Source organism: Methanobacteriaceae archaeon, assembly GCA_013403005.1.
GTDB lineage: Archaea > Methanobacteriota > Methanobacteria > Methanobacteriales > Methanobacteriaceae > Methanobacterium.
Window position 1 is genome coordinate 1 of the sequence record JACBOA010000022.1, and the last position, 26,128, is coordinate 26,128.

Annotated in this window: 21 protein-coding genes; 7 read left to right on the plus strand and 14 right to left on the minus strand. The window is 38.6% G+C overall.

Features of this window, described 5'->3' with window-relative positions; translation table 11 throughout:
- The first annotated feature begins 387 nt into the window (after positions 1-387).
- Positions 388-1,230 (plus strand): winged helix-turn-helix domain-containing protein, encoded by an 843-nt coding sequence (locus HVN35_11055; GenBank protein NYB53079.1) that lies wholly within the window; start codon positions 388-390, stop codon positions 1,228-1,230.
- A gap of 205 nt (positions 1,231-1,435) precedes the next feature.
- On the opposite strand, the gene HVN35_11060 is transcribed toward HVN35_11055, so the two are convergent.
- The 7 genes from HVN35_11060 to HVN35_11090 all read right to left on the minus strand — a co-directional run bounded on the left by HVN35_11060 (position 1,436) and on the right by HVN35_11090 (position 9,233).
- Positions 1,436-2,440, minus strand: a complete 1,005-nt coding sequence (locus tag HVN35_11060) for a sensor histidine kinase (protein ID NYB53080.1) — start codon at positions 2,438-2,440, stop codon at positions 1,436-1,438.
- Between the two features lie 89 nt (positions 2,441-2,529).
- Positions 2,530-2,892, minus strand: a complete 363-nt coding sequence (locus HVN35_11065) for a response regulator transcription factor (protein NYB53081.1) — start codon at positions 2,890-2,892, stop codon at positions 2,530-2,532.
- An 11-nt stretch (positions 2,893-2,903) separates the two neighbouring features.
- Positions 2,904-4,355, minus strand: a complete 1,452-nt coding sequence (locus tag HVN35_11070) for a recombinase RecA (GenBank protein NYB53082.1) — start codon at positions 4,353-4,355, stop codon at positions 2,904-2,906.
- Between the two features lie 358 nt (positions 4,356-4,713).
- Positions 4,714-6,900, minus strand: coding sequence for a DHH family phosphoesterase (locus HVN35_11075; GenBank protein ID NYB53083.1), 2,187 nt, complete (start codon positions 6,898-6,900; stop codon positions 4,714-4,716).
- Between the two features lie 248 nt (positions 6,901-7,148).
- Positions 7,149-7,646 carry a hypothetical protein gene (locus HVN35_11080; protein NYB53084.1) on the minus strand — a complete coding sequence of 166 codons (498 nt, stop codon included), beginning with the start codon at positions 7,644-7,646 and terminating at the stop codon, positions 7,149-7,151.
- A 412-nt stretch (positions 7,647-8,058) separates the two neighbouring features.
- Positions 8,059-8,436 carry a desulfoferrodoxin gene (locus HVN35_11085; protein ID NYB53085.1) on the minus strand — a complete coding sequence of 126 codons (378 nt, stop codon included), beginning with the start codon at positions 8,434-8,436 and terminating at the stop codon, positions 8,059-8,061.
- Between the two features lie 212 nt (positions 8,437-8,648).
- Positions 8,649-9,233, minus strand: a complete 585-nt coding sequence (locus tag HVN35_11090) for a rubrerythrin family protein (protein ID NYB53086.1) — start codon at positions 9,231-9,233, stop codon at positions 8,649-8,651.
- Positions 9,234-9,645: 412 nt separating this feature from the next.
- On the opposite strand from HVN35_11090, the gene HVN35_11095 reads away from it, so the two are divergent.
- The 5 genes from HVN35_11095 to HVN35_11115 all read left to right on the plus strand — a co-directional run bounded on the left by HVN35_11095 (position 9,646) and on the right by HVN35_11115 (position 14,374).
- Positions 9,646-11,949: a PAS domain S-box protein gene (locus HVN35_11095; GenBank protein ID NYB53087.1), complete on the plus strand. Its 2,304-nt coding sequence runs from the start codon at positions 9,646-9,648 to the stop codon at positions 11,947-11,949.
- A gap of 237 nt (positions 11,950-12,186) precedes the next feature.
- Positions 12,187-12,600, plus strand: a complete 414-nt coding sequence (locus HVN35_11100; protein NYB53088.1) for a DUF86 domain-containing protein — start codon at positions 12,187-12,189, stop codon at positions 12,598-12,600.
- On the plus strand, positions 12,597-13,010 hold the full coding sequence (locus tag HVN35_11105; protein ID NYB53089.1) for a nucleotidyltransferase domain-containing protein: 414 nt from the start codon (positions 12,597-12,599) through the stop codon (positions 13,008-13,010). Before HVN35_11100 ends, HVN35_11105 begins: the two co-directional genes overlap by 4 nt.
- Before the next feature lie 401 nt (positions 13,011-13,411).
- Positions 13,412-13,876 carry a hypothetical protein gene (locus HVN35_11110; protein ID NYB53090.1) on the plus strand — a complete coding sequence of 155 codons (465 nt, stop codon included), beginning with the start codon at positions 13,412-13,414 and terminating at the stop codon, positions 13,874-13,876.
- Positions 13,877-14,374, plus strand: a complete 498-nt coding sequence (locus HVN35_11115; protein ID NYB53091.1) for a hypothetical protein — start codon at positions 13,877-13,879, stop codon at positions 14,372-14,374. It abuts the gene before it with no gap.
- 392 nt (positions 14,375-14,766) lie between these two features.
- Here HVN35_11115 and HVN35_11120 read toward each other — a convergent pair whose 3' ends face one another.
- The gene (locus tag HVN35_11120; protein ID NYB53092.1) at positions 14,767-16,239 is read right to left on the minus strand and encodes a PAS domain S-box protein; all 1,473 of its coding nucleotides are present in this window, start codon (positions 16,237-16,239) and stop codon (positions 14,767-14,769) included.
- Between the two features lie 198 nt (positions 16,240-16,437).
- Between HVN35_11120 and rfbA the strand changes: the two genes are divergently transcribed.
- Complete coding sequence (gene rfbA / locus HVN35_11125; protein NYB53093.1) at positions 16,438-17,310, plus strand: glucose-1-phosphate thymidylyltransferase RfbA; 873 nt, start codon at positions 16,438-16,440, stop codon at positions 17,308-17,310.
- A 9-nt stretch (positions 17,311-17,319) separates the two neighbouring features.
- Here the strand turns inward: rfbA and HVN35_11130 are convergent, their stop codons facing one another.
- The 6 genes from HVN35_11130 to HVN35_11155 all read right to left on the minus strand — a co-directional run bounded on the left by HVN35_11130 (position 17,320) and on the right by HVN35_11155 (position 26,121).
- Complete coding sequence (locus tag HVN35_11130) at positions 17,320-18,447, minus strand: DUF362 domain-containing protein (protein ID NYB53094.1); 1,128 nt, start codon at positions 18,445-18,447, stop codon at positions 17,320-17,322.
- Positions 18,448-18,501: 54 nt separating this feature from the next.
- Entirely contained in the window at positions 18,502-19,425 is a 924-nt protein-coding gene (locus HVN35_11135) for a flippase-like domain-containing protein (protein NYB53095.1), read from the minus strand.
- Positions 19,426-19,720: 295 nt separating this feature from the next.
- Positions 19,721-20,455 (minus strand): PHP domain-containing protein, encoded by a 735-nt coding sequence (locus tag HVN35_11140; GenBank protein ID NYB53096.1) that lies wholly within the window; start codon positions 20,453-20,455, stop codon positions 19,721-19,723.
- 227 nt (positions 20,456-20,682) lie between these two features.
- Complete coding sequence (locus HVN35_11145) at positions 20,683-21,555, minus strand: decaprenyl-phosphate phosphoribosyltransferase (protein NYB53097.1); 873 nt, start codon at positions 21,553-21,555, stop codon at positions 20,683-20,685.
- Between the two features lie 262 nt (positions 21,556-21,817).
- Positions 21,818-23,611, minus strand: a complete 1,794-nt coding sequence (locus HVN35_11150) for a DUF11 domain-containing protein (GenBank protein ID NYB53098.1) — start codon at positions 23,609-23,611, stop codon at positions 21,818-21,820.
- Positions 23,612-24,144: 533 nt separating this feature from the next.
- Positions 24,145-26,121: a hypothetical protein gene (locus tag HVN35_11155; GenBank protein ID NYB53099.1), complete on the minus strand. Its 1,977-nt coding sequence runs from the start codon at positions 26,119-26,121 to the stop codon at positions 24,145-24,147.
- Between the last annotated feature and the right edge of the window lie 7 nt (positions 26,122-26,128).

Consider the following 26,128-nt stretch of genomic DNA (forward strand, 5'->3'; position numbering starts at 1 on the left):
GATAGTTATTATTTAGATAGGATAGTTATTATTTAGATAGGATAGTTATTATTTAGATAGGATAGTTATTATTTAGATAGGATAGTTATTATTTAGATAGGATAGTTATTATTTAGATAGGATAGTTGTTACTGGATGGTCACGTATTAAATAAGGTGATTGATTTTCTACTCAGGAATATATAAAATTTGTAAGTTAGATTGGTAAGTTATTAAAGTAAAGCATATGAATATTAATAATAAAATGAATTAATAATAAAATAAAAATAAGTATAATTATAAATTTGATCTTAATTACGTATATTATTATGATATAAACTGTTTAAAGTAATTATAATCAGTTAATATTGCATTTGTAATGTAATTTTCGATTATTTTAATAATAATATTGGAGGCGATTTATATTACTCATAACTATCTAGAAGTATATGAAGAAAACAAGGATCTCATGAGGTATGCGTCCAGTTCATCAGTTAGGGTTAAACTTTTAATCTGTTTGAGTGAAGGAATTCAAACCATGGCAGAGATCAAAAAAGCTACTGGAATAAGTGGTTCAACCATCTCAAACAACCTTAGCAATCTTGAAAAAAGAAAAATAACCACCAAAGACGGGGATAAATATGTTTTATCACCTCTTGGAACCATTATAACCCTTAACTTAATAGAAAACATTAAAACAACTGCCTCCGTCAACAAGTTCCATCAATTATGGGTGGATCATGAAATTAGTAGCATACCTCCAGAATTGATTAAGAGTATTGGTGACCTGGAAAATTCCACTCTTATTGAATCAGAGTCTGGAGAGATTTTCAAACCCCATGAAGTTTATGAAAAATTAGTTTCTGAATCAAAATATGTAAAGGGAGTTTCCCCAATATTCCGTTCCAGCTACATTGATTTGTTCATGAAGCTAATTGTTAAAAACGATAGCAGAGTTGAACTAATATTAACCAATGATATTTTAAAACAGACCTTAGCTGGTATAGATGCTGAAAGTTTAAAGGATCTTAAAGAATCCATATCTAAAGAAAAGGTCAAATTATATGTTATTAATGAGGATGTGAAGGTAGCATTCACAGTTACTGATAAACATTTGTCATTAGGATTATTCTATCAAAAGGGAGATTACGATAATACCCGTGACCTAGTTAGTGATGACCCGGACGCTGTATCCTGGGGTAACAGGTTATATGAATATTACCGAAACAAATCTCTGATAGTGGAACTTTAATACTTAAGGCACCCTTTAAATAATCTTAAGTTGAAGTTCCCTTTTAAACCCATTTAATGGTCCCCATTTATTGTTTATAACTTTCTCCCTTTTAGTTGAGTATATGTTATTATAACTTCCATTAACCTTTTGGTTGACTATAAGAATGAATGGAAAACTTAAAAAAGTAGTGAACTAATGGGAATTGAGTGAATGATTCCTTAAACTAATTAAATTGAGGATCCTTAAATTTAATGGTAAAAGTTGTACCAGGATGGCTTTTAAGTTCCAGTTTTCCCTGAAGCTGGGCAGTTAAGCTGTTAATAAGTAGCATCCCCAGACTGTCACTTTTTTCAATTTGGAAATCGTCAGGAATGCCCACCCCATCGTCACTAACCTCCAGAAGGTATTCATCATCTATTTTATGGAAAGCTATTTTGATGGTGCCCTTCCTTTCTCCAGGGAATGCATATTTCAGACTGTTGGTTACCATCTCATTTATCATAAGCCCTAGTGGTACGGCATTGTTAACATCAATCATCACCTCTTCCACATCTAGTTCTAGACTTACCCGTCCTTTTTCAGTGGAATAGGTGTTAAAAATATCCCGGGTAAGTGATCTGATATAATCTGGAAAATCTATACTTTTGAGATCAGAAGAGCGATAAAGACGTTCGTGGATAAGTGCCATGGATTTAACACGGTTTTGACTCTCTTTGAAGATTCCGCGAGCATCTTCATCTTTGATATAATTAGATTGTAGGCTTAGAAGACTGGATATTACCATAAGATTGTTTTTCACCCGGTGGTGAATCTCTTTCATAAGCATTTCCTTATCTTTCAGGAGCTGGTTAACCTGAACCGAGAGGCGCCGTGTGCGCAGCAGAACATGGACCCTGGATTGAAGTACCATCTTGGTAATGGGTACGGTGATGACTTCATCAAAACTTTCCCACATCTCACCACTCAACTTCTTCAGATCACTGTCAGATACAACTAACAGGTAGGGGAGAAAAAGTGGTTTCTCATTTTCTTTTCTTAACTGTAAATCTTTACTGTTAGCAGCCCATGATGGTAAATCCATGATTATAAGACTGACGGAGTCTTTTTCATCCTCGGGGATAGGTGAGTCATGGTAGATAATATTATATTCCGTGCCCAGAAGCTCTCCTAACATTTCACTGTTTTTCTGGCTTACCATGGATATCAGTATTTTTTCTGCCCCTTCCATTCTAATCCTCCTAATATGAAAAAGTAACTCTTGATTCCGTAGGAAAATTTATTATTTAACTATTTTTTATTTAAGTATTCTTTATTAACCTATTCTCCAATTAAATTTTTTATAAGGATTAAAAGTTCTTTTACCACCAGAGGTTTGACCAGCACACCATGGGCACCATGCATCATACTCTGTTTTTCCACAGCCTGGTGTTGTTGAGGGCTGAGGACCAAAAAAGGGATTTCTAAAGTCCTGAGACGTTCGCAGGATTCCCATACACTTCGGTTAAAACCAGAAATGTCCATGAGCACCAGGTTGATTTTTTCCCTCCTTTGAACTTCCTTATCCAGTTCTGCGGGATCCTGAAACCCATAAGCATCGTAACCCTCTTTTTTTAAAATTTTGATTAGAATATCATTATTGCGCTGGTTGCGGTTTAAAGCTAGGATAAGGGGTTTAGACATTTAAAACACCCCTAATCATTCTTATCGTTCTTTTTGAGTTCTGGTGTGCCACTGATTATTCCGCGTATATCAGTTAGTGGCTGACCTACCCTTATTCCGTACTGGGTGATACTCAATTCACGAAGACCTTTTTCAAAGTCACTAAGACGTTTTTTAAGGACTCCAATTGCCTTGTGCAGTTCTCCTTCAGTCTCGAAGTATCTGAGGAATAATAGATTATCTGCCAAGTAACTGATTCCGATTTCGGTGATTTTAAGGTCTCCACTGATGTTTTCTACTTCATTTATGAGGATCACCGTCACTCCCGAACGAGTCATATATTTGGCCAGTGAGTGGAGATGGCTAACTGGATCTTCCCCCCTTAAGGATAGACTGTAACCAGAAGTGCTGTCAATCATCACAATCTTGGAGTTGTTATCATCTACTTCCTTACGCACCAGTTGGGCGAATTCCTCAGGAGAGTATCTTAAAGGTTCCACTGGCACTACAGAAAGCATTCCTGTTTTAATCATACTTTTAACAGGTATGTTTATAGATTCACAGCGGTTTATTAGGCTTTCCTCACTTTCTTCAAAGGTGTATACCACGGATCGTTCTCCGCGTCCTGCTGCTTCCTTCATAAACTGTATTCCCACGGTGGTTTTACCCACACCACTGGGTCCGCTTATTATAGTGGTTGTTCCCCTCTCAATACCACCATGCAGGAGTTCGTCCATCTCTGGAACACCGGAGGATATGGTTTCCTGTGTGAATTCCTTTTCCACCACCTTGGGGCGTAGCCTTGGGTAAATCTTCACACCATTAGGAGTGATACGCATGGAATGAACACCAAAACGGAACCCAGAACCCCTGTATTTACTGATGGATATACTTCGACCTTCAGAGAAGAACTCCAGATTTATAATACCATCACACATGAACTGGAGGTCATCATCCGGGTCATGATCACTGAATTCTGATGTGAAAAGAACTGTTGCTCCTTTATCAGTTAAAAAACGTAGGAAAGACAGTGCCTGTTTTCTGAACTGGAATTCGTCAGTTGAGAGGTATCTGAACTGGGTGATGGGATCTAAAAATACCCGGTTGGGTTTAATGGATTCAATTTTTTCTATGATCTGGGATGTGGTGGACTCCCTCTCAACCTCGGCTGGTGAAAATATGTCGTAAGCCTCCATATTGGCAAAAAAATCTTCATCTGGACTTAGATCCAGGAAATCAATCCCTGTAGTGTCAAAACCCATTTTCTGAGCATTGGTCTTCACCTGGGCTGTTGGTTCTCCCATGTTAATGAATAATACTTTTTCGTTATTTCTAACCCCTTCAGTGAGGAAATGCATCCCCAGAGCAGTTTTACCAGTTCCTGGCAGCCCCCGTAGAAGATAACTTCTTTGGGGTACAAATCCACCCATTAATATCTCATCGAAACCAGGTATACCACTGGATAGTTTGCCATTTTTAGACATTAATATCATCCCCATTGTGCACTACTTAATACTAATTTTTCATCATTGGTCTATTTTAATATTTACATTTCTTTGGGAATAATAAATTTCCACTTTAACTATTGTATTTCACACAATCATAAACATTCAAGGTAGATTATGTGAACATTGTCACAAAATGAGTCTTACTTCATAAAAAATGAATTACGATAAACAAATAAAAAATGGAGAAAAAAATACACTTGGCGAAGGTAGACTAAACATAAGGAAATAGATGATTAAATATTAGGAAGAAAAAAGAAAATTTGGAAGAAATGATTATGCTCATGGGAAGAGTTTATTGACCTAGCTTATACTCTAGGAAAAAATTTTAAACAGATCACGGTCTTTTTAGTGCAGCAACTGAAGCAGCGAAATTCTGCAGAACCTTCTTGGAAAGGCCTTCCACAAATTTCAGGCTACCTGCACATTCATGACCTCCCCCATCAATCCCTGCTTCTGGTATTTCACCGACCAGTTTAAGGATTATAGTGTTGAGGTTAAACCCAAAAATCTCATTGACAGCATCGGTAGCCCGGATAACACCAAAATCAGGCCCGTATGCCAGGGTGACTATGGGTGTTTCTTCTCCATGTTTTTGTACCATCTGGTCGTGTACGAATCCGCAGGTCTTCCCAGGTGCGGGGAAAGTGAACTTATGAGCGTATTTTTCCACATCCAGAACATTGAAAATGATTCCATTGGGGAATTTCTGGGTTTTCAGGTTGGGCATGGCAGCAGCCAGTTGCCATTCCACCCTCCTCTGCGATTCAGTGTAAAGGGCGTCCACCAGTTTGGTGTGTTTTTCACGGTTTCCCAGTCCCAGTATGGTGTCCATTATACCCCTTCCATTCATGAATCGGAGGTAGAATGCTTCAAAGTCTATTGCTGTGGCTATTTTCTCCAGATCATCTCGATCATAACCTTTTTCTTTGGCAAGATTAATATACCATTCTGCTTCCGGTGATCGTGCGTGATCTCCCACTGCTGCAATCCCGGGTAAGTGGAGGAGTCTGTCTTTAACTTGGGGGTTGATCATCTGGGCCAGTTCCACTGCCAGAGCACCGGCTGTGACCTGACTGTCCCCTCCTTCCAGGTAGGGATTTACATGCACATCCACGTATTCATCAACTGCAACTCGGCCCTCAGTGACTTCTCCAGGATAGTGATGGTCAACCACCACCACTTCCAGATCGTAGATTTTAACCTTTAAAAGGGCTAGTATGTCTTCCTCAGTGGAACCATTATCCAGGAGTACTATCAGTGGTAACTTCTGACCGTGACGTTCCAGGTCTTCTAAGGCGAAGCTCAGGTCTTTAACCACATCTTCAATTTCATAGAATGGTGCTTTGCTGGGAGAACGGCGGAAGTAATGCCATTCTGCATCATTGGCCGGGTTGATCTCCTGGAGTAAAGGTATAACGGCTTTTTCCACGGCTATCCCGGCGCATATACCATCAGCATCTGCATGATGACGGACCAGAATACTCCTACCGTCCATTACTGCTCTGCGGATGGACTTAGCTGCAGCAACCAATCTCGGTCTCAGTTTCTGAATGATGGGTGCTTCCTGAATTAATTCCGTGTTTTCAGGTTCAGCACGCTTGTCTATGGCTTCATCAATGATTTTTCTGGCTTCAGTGGCTTCATGACCATGTAATCTTTCAATGGATTCTGATTCTATCTGGATCTTACCACCGTGTAGTGAGACTTCACCCAAGACTTCCACCATGTTGTCGATGTTTATGTTGGGGTAGACTCTTACTCCGGGTTCATCAAAGGCGGCTGCCCAGGTTATACCAGTTTCATCGGAGACTGTGAAAATAGTGGGACCACTGGTCTGCTGGATCTGGATTACCTCACCTACCAAACGCACATTTTGTCCCTTCATCTTCGGAGTTATGTCTGCAATGCAAGTGCGGGGCATTTCCTTTTTTAGTTTAACAAGTTCGTAGGTCCCTTTGATGGCTGCTGGTGAGAGATCCACTTCACCCCTGTTGTGTTTTATTTCCATAACCTGCACAATTAACTCATCACCCACACTGTAAGGAGGGTTTCTAAGACGCAGCAATCCATATAATTTCTTAGATAAACTTACAAATACACCGTAATCCTCGACTCGGGTGATCTTTCCCTTGTAGTGTTCTCCTAATTCCAGATCCCGGAGTTCGGATGCTGGATGTAAGATGTAAACCGGAGTTTTTCCATGTTTATCCCGGCAGTCTTCACAGTAGTCTCCAGATTCTATGGGCCGACCGCATTTGCTGCACTGAATCAACTCTCCCTTTCCCTGGCATTCAGGACATATTTCTGTTACTTCAACTTCTCCTTTTCCATTACAAACTGAACAGGGTACTTCCTGTTCCTCGTCAAGTTCAAAGCGTTTTCTAGCCCCTCCTGAAAGGCCTTTCAGATGATTTTTAAGATTTACTTCGCCGGTGACCCCGGTTCCATGGCAGTTTTCGCATATTTTATAGCTGGAAACTGTGCGTCCCCTGCCCTTGCAATGTGAACATGTCTTCTTCATGAATTATACCTCAAAAAAATAGTTATTACTGATATATTGTGATATTTACTCAATTTTTATAAAAATACGATCTCATAATCTCCATATATTTTGAAGAGAGCCTTTTATGAAATACATTCCTAATGAATTCTACCTAAATGAAACCAATATTATCTTCTTATTTATCTAAATACGACTAACATTAAAAGATGACTTACTTTTCCTCTTTCAGGTGCTGATATAATTATTTATCTTCAAGCGTGAAAAATTCAAGAAGATTTGAATTTAGCAGGATTCTGCCTCACCAGTTCATTCTTTTGTTGCTGGTATTCCAGTGATTTGCTCATAAACTGGTTGGCCAGATCCACATGGGAATTGGCAGTTTTAGTGTCATTTCTCATGAATAAAGGAATGGCTACTTTGAGTTCATTGGTGGCATTGATCTTGGCATCTATTTGCTGAAGAGTCAGTTGCAAGTAATTGATGTAGATCTGATCTTGAAGGCTTTTAGCATAGAACATTGCTTCCTGTGTAGATGATTTGGCCATATTGAATTCATTACTGGCATTATTGATCTGTTGCTGGGCATCATTGTACTGATATTTATTGGTGCTGGTGGCTGCCTGGTTGAAGTAAGTATCTCCTGCACTCAGATGATTGTTTATTGTGTCACTCAGCTGATTGATCTGACTCAACTGCGAACCTAAACATCCAGATAGGGAAACGGTTACAGTTACCAGTGCCAGAATTATAAGTATTCTACGCATGAAACACCTGCTACATTATTCAAACAAACGGATAGTTAATAGCTTTTTTTAAAAATTTAAATGGATTTATATTTAATTATGTTTTATTTATTATATAATAGTTTAATTTAAGCTGTGGCTTATAATTTTATTCTGTTCTAATGGTTTATAATCTATTCTAATCGTACAACATCCGTTGTACTCTTGAGATTTTATCTTCTAATAAAAATATTATTAATCTGAAATAACTAAAATTTGAAATGCTTAAAATGAATAAAGGTGATTTGTCTATTTCTAATGGAATATTTCTAGATTTATCAAAAATATAAGAATTTTAAGCAAACATTAAGTAGAATAGTGAATTCTTTTTATGACTAATCTCTTAGATTGAACTCGTCCTTTAAAAAAAACAAAAAAAGGATGATTGTATCAATCAGGATTTCCATAAGCCGTGGATATTACAGTAACTTCGCGCTACGATTTCCTGGTCATTTGAAGCTGGGAATTCAGCTTCTGGTGGGTCCCCAGGTTTTAAAAACACCATGAATAACTGATTTCCAGTGCGAATTTCAACCCATTCTAGGTGGTGGTTTTCTTCCATGGGATGGGGATTTTCTCCCACTTTCACTTTAACAATCCCCTCCTGTTTTTCTATGATGGGCTTGTGTTTAATAGACATGTCTTCTGAGTGTTTTTCATTTAAAAGTTTCATGGGAACATGGCAACAAACCAGATTCCCATTCCCGGGAGAAAGAACAGTTACTATGTTCTCACAGACATCACAACGATATACCTGCTCTTTTTCTGTCATTTGAACCTCGATATTTAATTTTTCACCATCATATTCCCAATTCAAGCATCTATAGAATTTTTTTGGATTTTTTTTTGGGATGAGAAAATTTTAAACTGCACTTGAGAAATTTTAATAGACTTCTTAGATTATAGATGCAATGGAATTAGACGACTGCTGAGTGAAGTCCCTAAGAGAATCTATTTCACCTTCCTGCTATTCATATCATCCATCTAGTACTCTTCACATCGTATGATGAAGTATTTAGTTGGATGGTCGCATGAAGGACATTTTTCTGGAGGTTGTTTTCCAGTGACAGAGTATCCGCATTTCAGGCAAGTCCAGGTGACGTTTTCTTCTTTCTGGAAGAGTGTTCCAGCCTCCACCTGTTCCAGGAGTTTAATGTATCTTTCCTCGTGATGAACTTCTGCTTTCCCAATGGAACTTAATCTCTGAGCAATATCATCCAAACCTTCTTCCTTGGCTACTCTGGCAAATTCAGGGTACATTTCAGTGTTTTCATAGTGTTCTCCCTCAATGGCAGCCTTGAGGTTCTCAACCGTGCTTCCCAAAGTTAAGGGAGCCTCGGCTTCCACATGAATTGCATCCAGATCCTTACCCATCTTTTCTTTAAGTTGTTGGATAAGCCTGAATAACCACTTAGCATGTTCTCGCTCGTTATCAGCTGTTTCAAGGAATAGTTCAGAAATCTGAGGGTAACCCTCCTTCTTAGCCTGTTTGGCATAGAAGGTGTAACGGTTTCTAGCCTGACTTTCACCAATAAATGCTTTAGTAAGGTTTTCTAATGTTTTCTCCATATCATCACCAAATCATATATGTGAATTCAAAGTAAATAAATTTTTTATAAAAATTTTTTATAAGATAACAAGATCACTAAAACCACTCCATAAGAAAATTAATGCAAAAACAATAAAAAAAAAGATAATAAAAACCTATTATAACCCCTTAATCGTATTAAAACTGATTCTAATCTCATCAAAAGTTAGAATTGTTATTTAATATATTTCATTTGATTTCATTAGGATTTGCTTTAATCATTTAATTAAGATATCTGGAAAAAAGATATAGAATAGTAAAACAATAAAAATGAAATAATGAAAATGAAGTGGCATTAGGTGGTAATTGTTAAAAAATTAAGTATTTTTAAAAAGGGGAGATTCTTGGGTGAAGGAAAATCAGAGCATTAGTAATCTATCATCAGCAGGTGATATGCCCCTGGAATATGATGAATCGCAACTTTCCATTTATTTGAAACGTATTAAACTTTTTAAAGTATATTCTAAGGGTTTAGCAATTATTGTAATAGTACTGGGAGTTTTAGCAGTTCTGGGATGGTTTTTAAACCTGCCAGTTCTCCGTGGTGAATTTTTAGGATACCCTGGCACCAAACTTAACTCTGCATTTATATTTATCACGGCCGGATCTGCACTTTACCTTCTTAATATCCATTTAAACTCAAAACAAAAAATCTTACCCAGAATACTGGCAGTGGTAGTTCTAATTTGGGGTGGTTTAACCCTGCTGGAATACACTACTGGGGTTAATTTTGGTCTGGATCAGATTTTCGCTAATTTTGTACCGGGCCAACTAAGCGTTCTGAGTAAAAGCAGAATTTTAAGTGCCTTTAATTTCGTCTTATTAGGAACTGCACTTTTAATGGCCACTTACCAGTATAAAATTCGCTGGATGCAAATTATTGCATTTATATGTGGTTTTATAGGTTTGCTGGGTCTTTTATCATATTTTTATGGTTATGGTTCTAATTATCCCTTTGACATTATTGCCAAGATGGCCTTATTATCATCCTTGCTACACATATTCCTTTCAGTGGGTTTACTCTGCCTTTTCCCAGATAAGAGCTACATGGGCAGAGTAACCGCTGAAAACAGTGGGGGTTACATGGCCCGACGCCTGTTACCCACCACATTGGGATCTGTGTTTATTCTGGGGATTTTAATCAAAGCCGGAAATAACTTATTTTTATACAGTGAAGACTTTGGTGATGTTTTCACCCTTATTATCACCATGATATTTTTACTTGCCATAATCTACTGGAATGCTCTTATGCTTAACAGAATGGATCAAAAGAGGCAGGAATCCAATCAGAAGCATATGAATATCAAAAAATTCTATGAAAATCTGGTAGAAGGTATTAATGAGGGAATATGGGTTTCTGATAAAAATGACAAGCTATATTTCATGAACCAAGGAATGGAAGATTTAACTGGCGTTAGTACAGAAAAAATGAAGAATTTGGATATTTTAAATGACCTCCCTGATGAAACAACTGGTGAACTGAAAAAATATTATAAAAAAGCCAAAAATACCCTGAAACCAGTTTATTATGATTCTATTAGTGTAACCAACCCTAAGGGGAGGCGGTCATATCAAAGCGGCTGGATTATTCCCCAAATATATAAAGGGGAATTTAACGGAGCCATATGTACAGTTATTGACCAGACCCAACGTAGAGAAGCTGAGGATGCACTTTTAAAGTCAGAAACCTATTATAAAACCATTTTTGAGAATACAGGTACCGCTACCATTATCGTAAGTGAAGATGGTACAATCACTAGTGCCAATAAAAGATGTGAACCACTCACTGGTTATAAAGTTGATGAAATACGAGGTAAAATGACTTGGATGGACTTTGTACACCCTGATGACCTGGAGATGATGAAAAAAATCCACAAGATGCGCAGGGATCCTGAATCGAATGCACCCTCTGAGTATGAGTTCCGTCTCATAGACCGGAATAAAAATGTGAAACAGATCATGCTTTCAGCGTCCCTTATTCCAGGAACTAAAGATAGTGTGATTTCCCTTCTGGATATAACCGAAAGGAAAAATTCAGAAATGAAGATTAAACAATCTCTGAAGGAGAAAGAACTTTTATTAAGGGAGATCCATCACCGGGTTAAAAATAATATGCAGATCATCTCCAGTTTACTCAATCTGCAGCGCAGCTATATTAACGATGATGAAGCAGATAACCTGCTCCAGGAAAGCCAGGGAAGGGTGAAAAGCATGGCCCTGGTGCATGAAAAACTATACCAGACTACTGATCTGGCAAGGATTAACATTGCTGAATACATCAGGAGTCTGAGCATGAACCTGTTTCACAGTTACTCAGTAAAGGCTGGTATTAACCTCCGTCTGGATGTTGGTGAAGTTTTTTTTGGCATTGACACTGCGGTTCCACTGGGACTGATTATAAATGAACTGGTGTCCAATAGTTTAAAATATGCCTTCCAGAATCAGGAGGAAGGGCAAATCATGATTTCCCTCCATGAACACCCGGATAACCAGACAGAGGGCCAATACCTATTAACTGTGAAGGATGATGGGATTGGCTTCCCAGATAACCTGGATTTCCGTAATACACATAGTTTAGGACTTCAACTTGTTAACACACTGGTTAATCAGCTTGATGGTACTATTGAACTCGTTAAAAATAAGGGAACATGTTTTAAGATAATATTTCAGGAGCAGAAGTATAAAGAAAGAGTTTGACATTCAAATCTGGGGATGATGTTATTTTGACCATTAATAGGGAGGTTAATGATGTTTCATTACGATTCCCGAGGAAGGAATAGGCAAGATATTTACTACTTTTTGGAGGAGTTTTTGTAATTGCTATCATAACCCTTTTTAATGAATAGTAATCTATTTTTTCTGATGATTCTAAACCAGGATAATGAAATTTTTATATGGGAATTTTTATTTACCCCCATAATCATATTGATATTCATGGAATGGAACCGTGAACTCCTACTGGAAAAGGCCAGCGACATAAAAAGGGCTCAATTGAGTCTATTAGAAATTACATCTCAAGGAATTGAAAAATTTTTAGAAGACCCCCATCTTATTGCAGCTGCCAAATACGAACTAATTATCTCCATAGAGGCAGCCATATCTATTTGTAACCATATTAATGCAAAAGTCGGTGAAAGAACTCCTGAAACTTATGCAGACTGCTTCATTCTCTTAGCACAGAATAAAATTATAAATCCTGATTTAGGGGATAGACTTGCTCAAATGGCTAAATTTCGCAATTTACTAGTTCATGTGTATTCTAAAGTGGATGATAAACGAGTTTATCAGATCATAACTGAAAATACCTCTGATTTAGAAGAATTAATCAAAGAGTTGGGATTGAATTGAAAACATACCAGCTTAGCCAACTGGAAAAAGTTTCTTTGAAAAAAAAATTGTCTGAAAAAATCAGAACCCACCCTGAAATTTTATTCTGCTATATCCATGGTAGTATCATGGACTCTTCATGGTTTAGAGATGTTGACCTGGCAGTATACCTTAAAGAGGACTCTATTGAAGATGTTTATACTTATGAAACTAAAGTTTCCCTTGAATTAGAGAGTTTGGTTGGCTTACCAGTGGATGTTAAGGTTTTGAATGTGGCTCCTTTAAGCTTCCAGTATCAGGTGAGTAAAGGAGAAGTTCTTTTCACCAGAGATGAAGATACCAGAACCAGTTTTTTAGAAAGAACCTGGCTTCTTTATCTAGATTTGAAACCTGTAAGGGAAGAGTACTATCGAGAACTGCTCAAAGAATAATAAAGAAAAAACCTGAAAACTTGAATTATAGAAGCCATAAATTCTATTAAAATTCTACTAACCTATTATTTTTACTTATGGAGTAAATACGTTAATATTTTCCTGATTTAATATCCTGCTTTAATTTTGGAGATAAACTGGCAATCTCCTATTTTATTGCATAAATTACTATAGATTAATATAAAACATTATGAAAACTATTAGAATTATAAAGAGAATTTTAGAGTTATAAAGAGAATTCCAAGTATTTTGTTGTATCAATAGAACAAAAAATATATCTAAAAAATGTATAATAAAAGACCAACTTTTTCTAAAAATAGATGGCCATTTTTAAAAAATAATTAAATAGTAGACTTTAAAAAATATGAATTAAACCCAGTATAATCAAGGAGAGTAGGTATTTGAACCTGGAAACACCCAAAAATCGCCTTTTAGCTGGTATTATTTTATTTATAATCTTGATAGCTTTATGTTTGCACTATGCAAGTGAACAGGAGAATCATAAAAAATATCCCTCTTACAAGGAAATTTTAGCCTCGTATCCCCAGAAAGAAGTGGTAAATGTTTTCGGGAGTGTTAACCAGATTAATAATGGTAGTTTCCAGATTGAAGAAAATTACAACGGTCAAATGGTTTATATGACCATCATATCCAACACTTCAGTCTCATTAAAGGACAAAATTACTTTAAATGGAGTTTTAGGTCCGGATAATCAGATTGTCAGTGTGCAGGTTATGGAAGTTAATGAATACTGGAAATACATATTCCTTCTATTTCGTTCTTTTCTTGTTTTAATCTTTTTAATATATGTTTTCAACCGTTACTGGCAATTTAACCAGGAAAAATTTGAATTCAGGAGGCGGTGAATGCCGGACTGGGTGGTTCATGTCTGTGTGGCCTGGACTTTGTGCCGGATCCTTAGCTTAAAGTATCCCCAGTTTAACCCTGGAAACACAGTTTTAGCCATGATTGGGTCTGTGTTTCCAGACTTGCTAAAAGTTTCCATTCTTTTCGAGTTAATGGGATTTGACTGGTGGGATTACATCTACGTAGTTCACTTACCAGTTGGATCATTCTTAATGGCAGGGATTGCCTCCCTTTTTTTCCAGGAGAAAAAAACAGCTTTCCTCTTTTTATCCCTGGGGATTTCAACCCATTATCTCATGGACTTACTCCTTATTCAGTTGGGAAATGGAATGACGCTATTCTATCCAGTAAGCTGGATGGGATTCTCCCTTAATCTGGTGCCCAGTGATGACTACCATATAACCCTAGTGGCCCTGGCTGTTACACTGGTGGTTTACCTGTTCACCCGGTGGCTTAAAAAAGGAAAATCCATGGAAAGTGGATCTTTAGACAGATGAAATTATAATTAAATCATCTTTCCTAGTGTATCGTGCGAATTATAGTATTCATAATAAATATACCAAGTCTGTACTTTATATCAAGTCTGTATTTTCCACTGGAAATGAATTTTAAAGTATTCCATGAAATCATTACTATTATAATCTGCTAATCTGCCTTTTTCTTTAAGAAATAATTCTGATTTGTTTGCCCACCTCATCCCTGGTGACCTGTATGATTTTAACTGACTCATTCCTTTTTTTCTTTTTTTCTGATGAAAATGTCCCCATAGTTACTGAATACATTATTATAGGCCTTTTTTGTACAGAAAAAATTGAGATACTTGCAGAGACTTTAGGAGACTTTTTTTTAATCTTAATCATTCATTTAATTAGTTATTTTGAGAATTTTTTTACAACTTTAAATCAGTGAATTCTTCTTCAGTGAATTTAATCAAAAAACAGGTTCCCTCAGTCTGGTCCAGTTCGATAGTACCGTTGATCTGATCCACCAAGGTGTTCACCAGGCGCATTCCCAGTGAATGGGATTTTTTAAAGTCCAGACCTTCAGGTAATCCCACCCCATTATCTGCAACCATTAAATGGAACATATCACCTTTTTTATGTAATTTAACGGTAATCTCGCCTGGTGAATTATCTGGGAAGGCATGTTTTAAGGTGTTGGATATCAACTCATTGACTATTAATCCCAGGGGTATGGAGGTGTTGATGTCCATGAGTATTTTACCCACATCCAGGTTAAGCTGGATATTATCTCCAGTCACATAGGTGTGGAAGAGTTGTGCAGTGAGTTTTTGAATGTAATCCCCGAAATCTATGCATTTAAGGTCTGTGGACTGGTAAAGCATTTTATGGATTAGTGCCATGGATCTGGCCCGGTTTTGACTCTCCTTGAACACTGCCAGGGCAGCTTTATCCTTAATGTAACGGGATTGCAGGTTCAAAAGGCTGCTTATCACCATGAGGTTGTTTTTCACCCGGTGGTGGATCTCCTTAAGGAGCAGTTCCTTTTCTTCCAGTGACTGGCGCAGCTGGGCTTCAGCTTCTTTTCTACGGGTGATGTCCCGGGCTATGGACAGGACCATGTTATCCCCACGAAGGTTGAAAAGATGGCTGCTTATCTCCACGGGTATTTGTTTACCATCCCTGGTTACCTGCACTGCTTCAAAGGTTGCTGTATTCCGGGATAATATTTTCTCCATTAATTGAGATAATTTCTGACGAGTTTCCAAACTATGAATATCTGATGGACTCATGGATAGGAGTTCATCCCGGTTGTATCCCAGGCGCTGGCAGGCCACATCATTGACTTCGGTGAAATTTCCTGGTGTTCCATCATTATTTATTGTATGGAGGAATATAGCATCATTGGCATTGTGGAAAACTTCCCTGAACTTCTCTTCACTTTCTTCCAGTTTAAGTTCCATTTTCTTCTGGGCACTGATGTCACGGGCTATGGATGAAGCACCTATAATCTGCCCGGCAGCATCCTTAATGGGTGAAACACTCAAGGATATGTTTACCATGGAACCATCTTTGCATCTGCGCATGGTCTCGTAGTGGCTTACCCTTTCACCACTTTTGATCCAGGCCAGGATGAGTGATATTTCATCGGTATTGTAGGGTGGTATGAGCATAGCTACCGAGTTACCCACTGCCTCCGAGGCCGTGTAACCAAATATCTTCTCAGCACCAGGATTCCAGGTTAATATAGTTCCATCTAATCCCATACCCATAATAGCATCTTCAGTGTATTCAAAAATAGATTTTAGATAGTTCAGTTCCTTTAAAACATCCGAATACTTCTTTCTAGTTTCCTGAAGAACATCAACCGTTTCCTTCTGTTCTAGATCTTGATGTTTCATACCAACTACCCATATAAATTTCTCTAGGTAAGGTTTAAGTTTTATCTTTAACCATTTTTATGGTTATGCCAGTTTTTAAATGGTAGATATATATTATCAACTGCAATTAAAATAAAATATTAAAAGCAAGAATATATTTAAATTGTTAGTATATGCCTAATTAAATCATGATAAACTGTTTAGAGAGGTTTAATATTTATGAAAGGAATTGTATTAGCTGGAGGCTCTGGAACAAGACTCTATCCCATTACCAAAGCTGTTTCCAAACAGTTACTACCCATATATGACAAACCTATGATCTACTATCCCCTATCCGTGCTTATGCTGGCTGGTATAAGGGAGATACTGATTATCTCCACCCCACGTGATTTACCTTTGTATAAAGATCTTTTGGGTGATGGTAGTCATCTGGGTGTTTCATTCTCCTATGCTGAACAGGAGGAGCCAAGGGGTCTGGCTGAGGCTTTCATTGTAGGTGAGGAATTTATTGGTGAGGATAATGTGGCTCTGGTTTTGGGTGATAATATATTCCACGGGCACCGGTTCAGTGAAATTCTGGAAAGGGCAGCCTCCCTGGAGGAAGGAGCTATTATCTTCGGTTACTATGTTCGAGACCCCAAAGCCTTTGGTGTGGTGGAATTTGATGATGAGGGTAATGTATTATCCTTGGAGGAAAAACCCGAACACCCCAAATCGAATTATGCCATACCAGGTTTGTACTTTTATGACAACAGTGTGGTGGAGATTGCCAAGAATGTAAAGCCTTCTGATCGTGGCGAGCTGGAGATAACTTCAGTTAATGAGGAATATTTAAAGAGGAAAAAGTTGAAGGTGGAGCTTTTAGGAAGGGGTATGGCCTGGCTGGATACTGGAACACACATTGGACTGCTGGAAGCCAGTAATTATATTGAAGCACTCCAGAAAAGGCAGGGATTCTTCGTGGCATGCTTGGAGGAGATTGCCTACAATAACGGCTGGATAGATGAAAAAACCGTTTTAGAATTAGCTGAAACCCTTAAAAAGACCGAATACGGTAAATACCTTGTTGAACTGATTCATGGTGAGTTTTAAGAGATTTGCTTAATAAGGATCCCATTCCTTGATTTCCGTGTATTGCGGGAAGTCACCATAGGGATATTTCTGGAACAGTTCACCCCATCTTGTTTTTTTAAAGGCGTTGATCTTCTTTTTACCAACAGTAGGGTACCATAAATGATCGTGGTAGAATTCTGATGCGAATATGAAGCTCTTGAAGACGGGGGAATTGAACAAAGCATTGTGGATGATGGGTGTTTTCATGGTTTTTTTCCGGATGATCTGATCCCAGCGTATCACCGGACTTTTGGTAGTCTGGAAGTTAAAGTTAAGGTTCTTTATCTCTGCATCATCCATTCCCATGATCTCTATCTGGTCAGTGTCCCCCATTCCCAATCCACGATCGTGGGCTATTTTAATGTAGTCTATTTCTAAGGGTTCGAATCCCATAACCTTAGCAGCAAGGGCGTCGATTGCCACCTGATCACTGCTAGCAAGTATTACTTCACCGTAAAATGGTTCCATGGTTCTTGGTCCAGCTCCGTTCCCACATACACATCCGTCCATAACTGCGAAGACACCATCGTGGATTTCCTTCTGGATGGCCAGTAGATCCACCAGTACTTCGTGTATCATTTTATGGGCGTGATGTCGGTACTTGGGGATGAGCCCTCCGAATGCGTTTTTCATGGCACCTGTGGTTTGGGTGTGGCCGTGGGTTTTTACTGTGGGGAAGTGGATTACATTGGAGTCTTTGAAGATTTCCGGAATTAACACTCCTCCGAAGAGTTCATCCATGGCCAGCATTTCTGCCCGGGGCTTGTACTCAATCCATTCTACATCGGTGAGGGGCTGGAATGTGACACCCTGCTTATCAAGTAGAGGTAGCCATTTGTTGTAGTAAGCACCCTTCCAGGGATGGGTTACCACGGTCTGGTTTTCCACTGCCAGTAAATTGGAGTAATTATCAGCTTTGAGGGTTTCCAGAACACCTTCCAGTTGCCAGGGTGGTGTGGAACAGGCAGGATAGAAGAGTGTCCAGGACAAGTTCAGTTTAAGGATGTTTAATTTATCCCTTTTGAGGGTCTGATGGTAATCTGCCAGGTGCATTAGATCCTGGTAATCTTTAGTAACGGTTTCTGGTGAGGTTTTTTTAATTGCAACTTTTGACATTTTAGTTACACCCAAATTATTTATTTCTTATAATTTATGGTTGTACATTCAACTTTAACTCTTGATAATCTTTCTTTTGAACACTAAATAGACAACTAACCCCAATATCACTCCGTACCACAGAGTTCCCAGTCGGATGATCAGGGCCACTCCCACTGACACCGTACTGGTGAGTCCGAAAAACTGTAATAATCCTGATATGGTAGCTTCTGCTACTCCCAGACCTCCAGGTATCATGCTCACTGCACCTACCAGGGAGGAAAAGCTGAATACGAAGGTGGAAACAGTTAAGGTCAGGTACTGGCTGAATCCCAAAACAACCATGAAAAGTCCTAAACACTCACAAAACCAAGCTGCTACAGCCAGGATGGTAGTTACCAGGAGAGTTTTAGGTGCCATGGTTTCTTCAAAGGTCTGGTGCATATTTTTTACATCAGAAGAGTATTTCCCGGCCCGTTTTTCCATGAAGAAAATTAATTTTTCTGAGATGAAATTCGATTTTACCACCAAAAAGAAGGCAAGAAAGACCAGGAATATGATGAGGAGTAAGTAGGATCCTTTCTCATAATAAAAAATACCAGTTAATGAAAGGATTATAAGGGCTAAAAGGTCTGTTACCCTGTCTACGATTACAACAGGTATGGTCTTGGCTAGTTTTTCCCCGTTTATTTCTTTAATAAGCCATCCCTTCCATATTTCCCCCATCTTTGCCGGGGTGATGATCATGGAAAGACCACTGAAGAATACAAAGAGGTTGTCCCGGGATTCCAGGTGCACCCCCACACTCTGAAGGAAATAGTTCCATTTAATGTAGCGGATGAAGTAGCCCAAAGTGGTTAATACCAGTAGAAGGATGAGGTACAACCACTGGAAGCTTTCAAAAGCCTGGATGAGTTTATCAATATCTGCATATATGCACATGATAAGGTAAACTGCCACTGCCAGGAGAAGGGTTAACCATATCTTGCTTTTCGCCATATTATCTAACCTTTACCTTAAATCTCGACACAATCCTTAACTTTACTTTAACTTCAGTATCATCTAATTTTAAACTTAATTCGGCATATTTATCCCAAACTATACCTTACTTGGTATTATTACCCCCATTCTGGTATCATAACTTTAGTTTGGTATCTATTCCTCTTCTGGTATTATGACTTTAGCTTGATATTATTACCTCTTCTGGGTTTGTTGTTATTACCTCTTCTGGTATTATGACCTATTTGGTATTATTATCTTTCTGGAATTATGACTTTACTTTGGTATTATTATCTTACCTAAGCTTTCTCCAGGTTTTCAACAACTTGGTAAATCCATGATTAATGAATGAAGACTTCACTCCGAATACTGTGTACTGATTGTTGAGGATTACTTGGCGGAGGTTTACGTTTTCTAGGTCTATTTTTCCAATTTCAGAGTCTGATTTTCTCTGTTTATTTCTTAAATCCGATTTATCCATATTATGGTTCCCTATTTCTATGCCTGCTTTTCCTAATTCATTAGCAAAATGCGCATCACTACCCGCAATGCAACCCAGATCATATTTGGATGCGAATTCCAATGCATCCCGGTTGAATTGTGATTTCACACATCTGGAATTAAAGACTTCAATTTTGTGTATGAGTTTAAGGTGTTCCTTTTGTGGAGTGAAGGATTCCTTCCTTATCACATCAAAGGGGTGAGGTATCACTACCATACCATCCTGGTCCCTTATTTCCTCCATCACATCCACTGGTTCCCTGGATTTTATCTCCTCATTTAAGAAAAGTCCAATGATCTCCCCCTGGGTGGTGCTAACTTCTGAACCTACAATGACCTTAAATTCATTTTTTAGTGTTTTAAGTTCTGTTTCAAGGCATTTAATAGTTTTAAGACCACCTTTGATGGTGTTGTGGTCGGTGACTGCCACTCCACCTAGTCCCTTTTTAAGAGAGGTTTTTATTATGGTTCTGGGGCTCATGTAGCCATCTGCAGAGTACTGTGAATGAGTGTGAAGATCAATAAGCATTTAAAATCATTTCCGTGAATTTTGATTTTATTTTCACTTTTATTCTAATATTCATCATCAGTTTATTCAAATGCATCTTATGAGTTATTTAATGAGTGTTTAATGAGTTATTTTCCAAGTTCTATTATTCACCTTCTAATTGCTTAATCCAATTCGTATCCTATTAGACTTTTTTCTCCTAAACATCTTAATCTCTATTTTAAATCCATTATAAGAATTTTATAAATTTATTCCCATATTCCAATTATCTTGGGACCGTATACTACTATGAAGACGATGATGGCCCAGAAGACTAGACTTAAGACCATTCCCTGGTCTTTGAAGATGAGTTCTGGTTCTCCGCCCAGGTTCTTACTGTGGATTAGGAGGAGGTATCTGAAAAGTCCGTAGAAGGCGAAGGGTATGGTTAGCATCAGGTAGATGTTTCCCACGAAGAAGGTGTAAAGAGAATAGGACATGATGAGGGTGCTGGTGGTGATGGTGATCATCTGCTCCAGCATGGAGGTGGTGTAGCCTTCCATTATTTTCCGATGGTTTTTTGCTTCATCTTTCAGGAGGATGAGTTCGTGCCGGCGTTTACCAAGGGCTAAAAAAAGCGCCAGTAGGAATGCGCAGATAATGAGCCAAGGTGATACGAAAACACCTATGGCCAGTGCCCCTGCCATAGCTCTTATAACGAATCCTGAGGATATAACCAGTATATCCACGATTATGATGTTCTTAAGATAGAAAGAATAAAAAAGCATCAAAATTATGAAGGCCAGGGAAATACCTAGGAAAGAAATGTTAAGGAAGTAGGCAACGGTGAAGGCCACTATCCAAAAGATGATGACAAAAAACACGGCATGAGTTACTTTCAACTTACCAGAGGGTATGGGACGGTTGCGCTTTTTAGGATGCTTACGGTCCTTTTCTGCGTCGATGATATCATTGATGAGGTAGATGGAACCTGAAAGGAGGCAGAAAATGAGAAATGCAACCACCGAATCAATAAAAAGGTTGAGGTTCAGGAGGTTGCCTGAGAATAGAATCCCAATAAAGAGTACCAGGTTTTTGTACCATTGTTTGGGGCGCATGGATATGAATAACTCTTTTATGATTTCAAACACCTCTAAAAAAGGATTTGTATTTTTAGTGAACAATGAGTTCATATTTTATTAGGGCAACTAATTCATTTAATTAATTCATATTTAGGTTATAATTAATTAAAGGTATGAATTTAGATTCATATTATTTTTCTAGTTTATGATTTTATTATTGAAGCTTTATTTTTTATAAGTTTCAATGAAAAATTTCAAAAATAAGCATTTTAGAAAAAAATAATAAAAGAAAGTGAGAAGGAAGTGGGAAGGTTTCCTCCACTTATATTTTTTTGTGTGCTGATATGAGTCCGCCCAGTACCATAAATATGGCCAGGATTACACCTACTGGTGGTAGTCCTGTGCTTTGCATGCCCACGGTTTTTGAACTCACTGCCCTTTTAGCTTGAACCTCAGAGGATGCTGCTTGAACCTCTAAGGGTGCTGGTTGAGCATTTACTGATAGTGACTGTGTTTCTTGGTTTAAGGTGGGGTCGTAGGTAGTGGTTGACAGTTGTGGGTTGATGAGGAAGTTTCCAGCACGTAAAAATCGCAGGTTTAGGATTAGAGTGGGGTCTCCCACAGGTACAGTTCCTAAATTCCAGGTCAGGGTTCTGGTATCACGATCATAGGTCCACTGGTTGCCTATATCATCGTTGGCTCCTGCAAACTCCATACCATCGGGTAAGGTGTAGGTCATCACCACATTTTCTGCAGCGTCCGGTCCATTGTTACCCACTTTAAGAGTGTAGGTCACAACTTCACCAGCCACAGGATTGGTCTTACTCGGTGTAACTGTGAGGTAGAGACTGGATTTGGGATTTATGGTCACATCCTTGCTTACTGTCTGAGAATCTGTGGTTCCGTTTACTTTAGCCACACCCGCAGTTTCATCAGCAGTTAAAGTAGCCGTGGCCACACCATTAAGAGTGGTTTTGTCAATGATTTTACTTCCAATGCTTCCCTTATCTGTCTGGAACCTAACCGGAGTAAGATCCGGAATATGCCCCACTACAGGATTAAACGGAGTAACTGCAGTTCCGTCAAAGAGGTTGTTGAAACTCACTGTCACCAGACTGGTAGCACCATTGTTAATAGGATTAGGAGCAGCATCGATGGTCATGTAAAGCCAAACAGTAGGAGCCGGTGCTCCTGAAAGCAGATCTGAGAAGACTGGCTGGTTTAAACCCCACCAATTCTTTTCCAAGTCATTGACACCATAAATAGCACGTACAGCGTTCCCTAAACCACTACTAGCAGTGTTGCCCGAGATACGGCAGAAATTAGCAGTCAGGCTTCCATGGTCATTATATATAGCTCCTCCATTGTATGCAGTGTTACTTAAGAAGGGAGACTGGTTGATGATGGATGTAAACATATTGTTGTAGATGCCTCCACCAGCACTGGCACTGTTACTGATGAAAGTGGAACCATCAATAGTCAACGTATTCAAATTGTAGACACCACCACCATTACCATTCGCGGTGTTTCCACTAACCGTACACTGAGACATACTAAACGTATCCCAATTGTAGACACCACCACCATTACCATTCGCGGTGTTTCCACTAACCGTACACTGAGTCATAGTCAAATTACCCCGATTGTAGACACCACCACCATTAGCATTCGCGGTGTTTCCACTAATTGTACACTGAAACATAGTTAACGTACCATCATTGTAGACACCACCACCTGCAGCAAAGTATCCTTTTTGAATGGTGAAGTTGGTCAGGTTCACGGTTCCGGATAGGATGGTTAGTGGTCTTCCGTTGTTGGTTCCGTCGATTATGGTGCCTGTTTGGCTTTGACCGATGAGGTTTACGTTCTTGTTAATTGTTACGTGTTCCTGGTAGGTTCCATCAGCCACGTGAACTGTTCCACCGTCATCTACGGCGTTGGTTCCGTTTTGTATGGTGGCCTTGGCAGTGGCAGGTGTTAAACCATCATTATCATTATTTCCCGTGGCATTGTTAACGTAGATGGTGTTTGCAGCAGTAACTGTAGAAATAGTAGCAGATAAAACAAATAGCAGACCTAGAAGAAGGACAATTTGGTGTATTTTTTTTGTTTTCAAACTTTTTTCACCTCCCGTTATAGTTGATAATCCCCTAAATACAGTTGGGAAAATTCTATTAGGAGGCGAAATCTAAGAATTTCGGTAATTTAGAATTATACCCCCTATTTTTAATTTGTGGTTGTATTTATTAATCTACTTTTCGATAAAACGAGAAAAATAGTAAAATATAGGGTAATAGTAGTATTTGCATCCTGTTATTAAATGAGTTTTTTTATCTGAAGATTTGTTTACTTAGAGAAAGGATAAGGGAAACTTAATAAACAGAGAATATCTTTCTGAATTATTACCTTTAAAAATATATTAATACCAATATCAATTCAATTCTCAATGAAATTACGAAAATCAGTTTTATTAGTAAAGTGCTGTTTAAATGGGCTAAAATAAATTAAGGCTATTTTCAAAAAATAGAGTTCTTGATTGGGTAAACCAGTGAAAAATTTATCGGAAATTCATCTGGAAATTAAAAAGAAATATAGACTTTATTAGTTTTATTAAAAAAATGGGGAAAAAGAGGATTAAAAATCCCCATATTATTTTCTAAATGCACTGATTAGTCCACCCATGACCATGATTATGGCTAGGAAGATTTCAACTAGTGTAACTCCTGTGTTTTGCATTCCAACTGTTTTAGCACTGGCTGTATAGGAACCTGAAACCGCATTTACTTTAATACTGGTGCTTAAAATCTGGTCATCGGCACCTGCAGTCACCATAGCAATTCCAGTTTGAGTGGCTCTTAAAATTGCACTGGCTACACCGTTAAAAGTATATTTCACCACGCTGCTGCTGCCAAGTTCACCCAGGGTGGTGGTGAAGGTTACTGGTGTGTTGTCAGGTATGTGCCCAGTATTAGGATCCAGTACGGTTACGGTGTTTCCATTGTATAGGTAGTTGAAGCTGGCAGTGAGGGGTACCTGATCTCCCTTCTTAACGTTCAGACTGGCAGCATTGAAGTTCATATATAACCAGGGAGTGTAGGTTACTTCCCCTAAGATAAGGGTGTTGAAGTCAGGATTATTAGAACCCCACCAGTTATACCGGGCGTCAACCGTCCCATACTGATTATATACCATGCTATTGGAATTGGCAACAATCCGGTTGAAATTAGCAGTCACTTTCCCATTGGCGTCGTTGAAAATTATTCCATTATGGGTCTTATCATTAAGGATGTTTTGCTGGAGGAGAGAGCCGATTATAGATAAAGTACCCATTGTATTTTTAATTATTCCATCGGAAAAGGCAGTGTTACCCGTGATAATACAGTTAGTAATGGTTAAAGCACCAGCATCTTCCCCGTCACCAACATTATTGATTGCACCAGTCTCTGCGGCGGTGTTTTGATCTACTAGAGTGTTGGCGATACTCATTTTAGCAGTGTTTAAAATTGCTCCAGCTTCATTTGCGAAGTTTTTTTGGATAATACTGTTGTCAATATTCATAGAAGCCTCACCATGATTTCGGATTGCCCCGCCAGTATCCGCATAATTATCAGCAATACTAGTGTTTTTGATTTCCACATTACCTCCGTTGAATATTCCGCCAGCAAAGGAAGCTGCATAGTTTCCTTCAATTATACTGTTGGTGATGATCATATCACCCTCATGATTGTAGATCCCACCACCCTCGGCATCGCCAAAATCCTCCTCAGGTTCTTGGATAGTGTTTTTTTGGATTTTACAATTAGTTATGGTTATGGTACCTTCCCTGATACAGATCCCTGCACCTGCACCTGCCATAATAGGTTTGATGATGTTTTCCCGGATAATACTGTTAGTAATGGTTAAAATACCTGCGTTGCTACAGATTCCACCACCCAATCCTTCATCAAACAGGGTGATGGTGTTTCCCTGAATGATACTGCTGTTGATGGTTAGATCACCTGAGTTGTAGATTCCTGCCCCCTCTGCCCTATCATCTCCGTATATTTCATCCCCGGTGAGGTTGTTGTTCTGGATGATGGAGTTAGTGATGTTTAGAGTGCCTTCATTGTAGATTCCTCCACCGTATTGTGTTGCGGTGTTGTTGTGGATGTTACAATTATTGATTGTTAAATCACCCTGATTATTGATTGCCGCCCCGTTACCGGTTACATAACCGCCGGTTAGGGTTAAATCCTGTAGAATCAGAGTAATTGCTGGGTTTACAGTGAAAATTTGGTAAATGTTTGTTCCGTTTATTACAGTTGCTTCTTGGCTTTGACCGTTAAGGGTCATGTTCCGGTTTATGATGATCTGGGTGTTACCAGTTCCAGAGTACTGTCCGTTGGCAATGTTTACCACACCGTTTTCATTAACACTAGCTGTAGCGTTTTTAATTGTTTTTTTAGCATTTTCCCAGGTGTAACCATCAAAGTCATCGTTTCCTCCAGTGTCATTAACATAGATGATGTCACCTGGAGCAGCTGAAACCGTGCCCACAGCCATTGAAAAGCTCAATCCTAAAATTAAACAGATAATTGGTAACAAGGTTTTATTTGAATTGAATAAGTTGCTTAATCTTTTTATCAATCATTTT

Coding starts and splice junctions, on each gene's coding strand:
- HVN35_11135 (NYB53095.1), bottom strand. CDS start 19,425: ATGGCGAAAAGCAAGATATGGTTAACCCTTCTCCTGGCAGTGGCAGTT.
- HVN35_11085 (NYB53085.1), bottom strand. CDS start 8,436: ATGACAGAAAAAGAGCAGGTATATCGTTGTGATGTCTGTGAGAACATA.
- HVN35_11065 (NYB53081.1), bottom strand. CDS start 2,892: ATGTCTAAACCCCTTATCCTAGCTTTAAACCGCAACCAGCGCAATAAT.
- HVN35_11140 (NYB53096.1), bottom strand. CDS start 20,455: ATGCTTATTGATCTTCACACTCATTCACAGTACTCTGCAGATGGCTAC.
- rfbA (NYB53093.1), top strand. CDS start 16,438: ATGAAAGGAATTGTATTAGCTGGAGGCTCTGGAACAAGACTCTATCCC.
- HVN35_11130 (NYB53094.1), bottom strand. CDS start 18,447: ATGTCAAAAGTTGCAATTAAAAAAACCTCACCAGAAACCGTTACTAAA.
- HVN35_11120 (NYB53092.1), bottom strand. CDS start 16,239: ATGAAACATCAAGATCTAGAACAGAAGGAAACGGTTGATGTTCTTCAG.
- HVN35_11060 (NYB53080.1), bottom strand. CDS start 2,440: ATGGAAGGGGCAGAAAAAATACTGATATCCATGGTAAGCCAGAAAAAC.
- HVN35_11075 (NYB53083.1), bottom strand. CDS start 6,900: ATGAAGAAGACATGTTCACATTGCAAGGGCAGGGGACGCACAGTTTCC.
- HVN35_11080 (NYB53084.1), bottom strand. CDS start 7,646: ATGCGTAGAATACTTATAATTCTGGCACTGGTAACTGTAACCGTTTCC.
- HVN35_11100 (NYB53088.1), top strand. CDS start 12,187: ATGGAATGGAACCGTGAACTCCTACTGGAAAAGGCCAGCGACATAAAA.
- HVN35_11090 (NYB53086.1), bottom strand. CDS start 9,233: ATGGAGAAAACATTAGAAAACCTTACTAAAGCATTTATTGGTGAAAGT.
- HVN35_11070 (NYB53082.1), bottom strand. CDS start 4,355: ATGTCTAAAAATGGCAAACTATCCAGTGGTATACCTGGTTTCGATGAG.
- HVN35_11115 (NYB53091.1), top strand. CDS start 13,877: ATGCCGGACTGGGTGGTTCATGTCTGTGTGGCCTGGACTTTGTGCCGG.
- HVN35_11095 (NYB53087.1), top strand. CDS start 9,646: ATGCCCCTGGAATATGATGAATCGCAACTTTCCATTTATTTGAAACGT.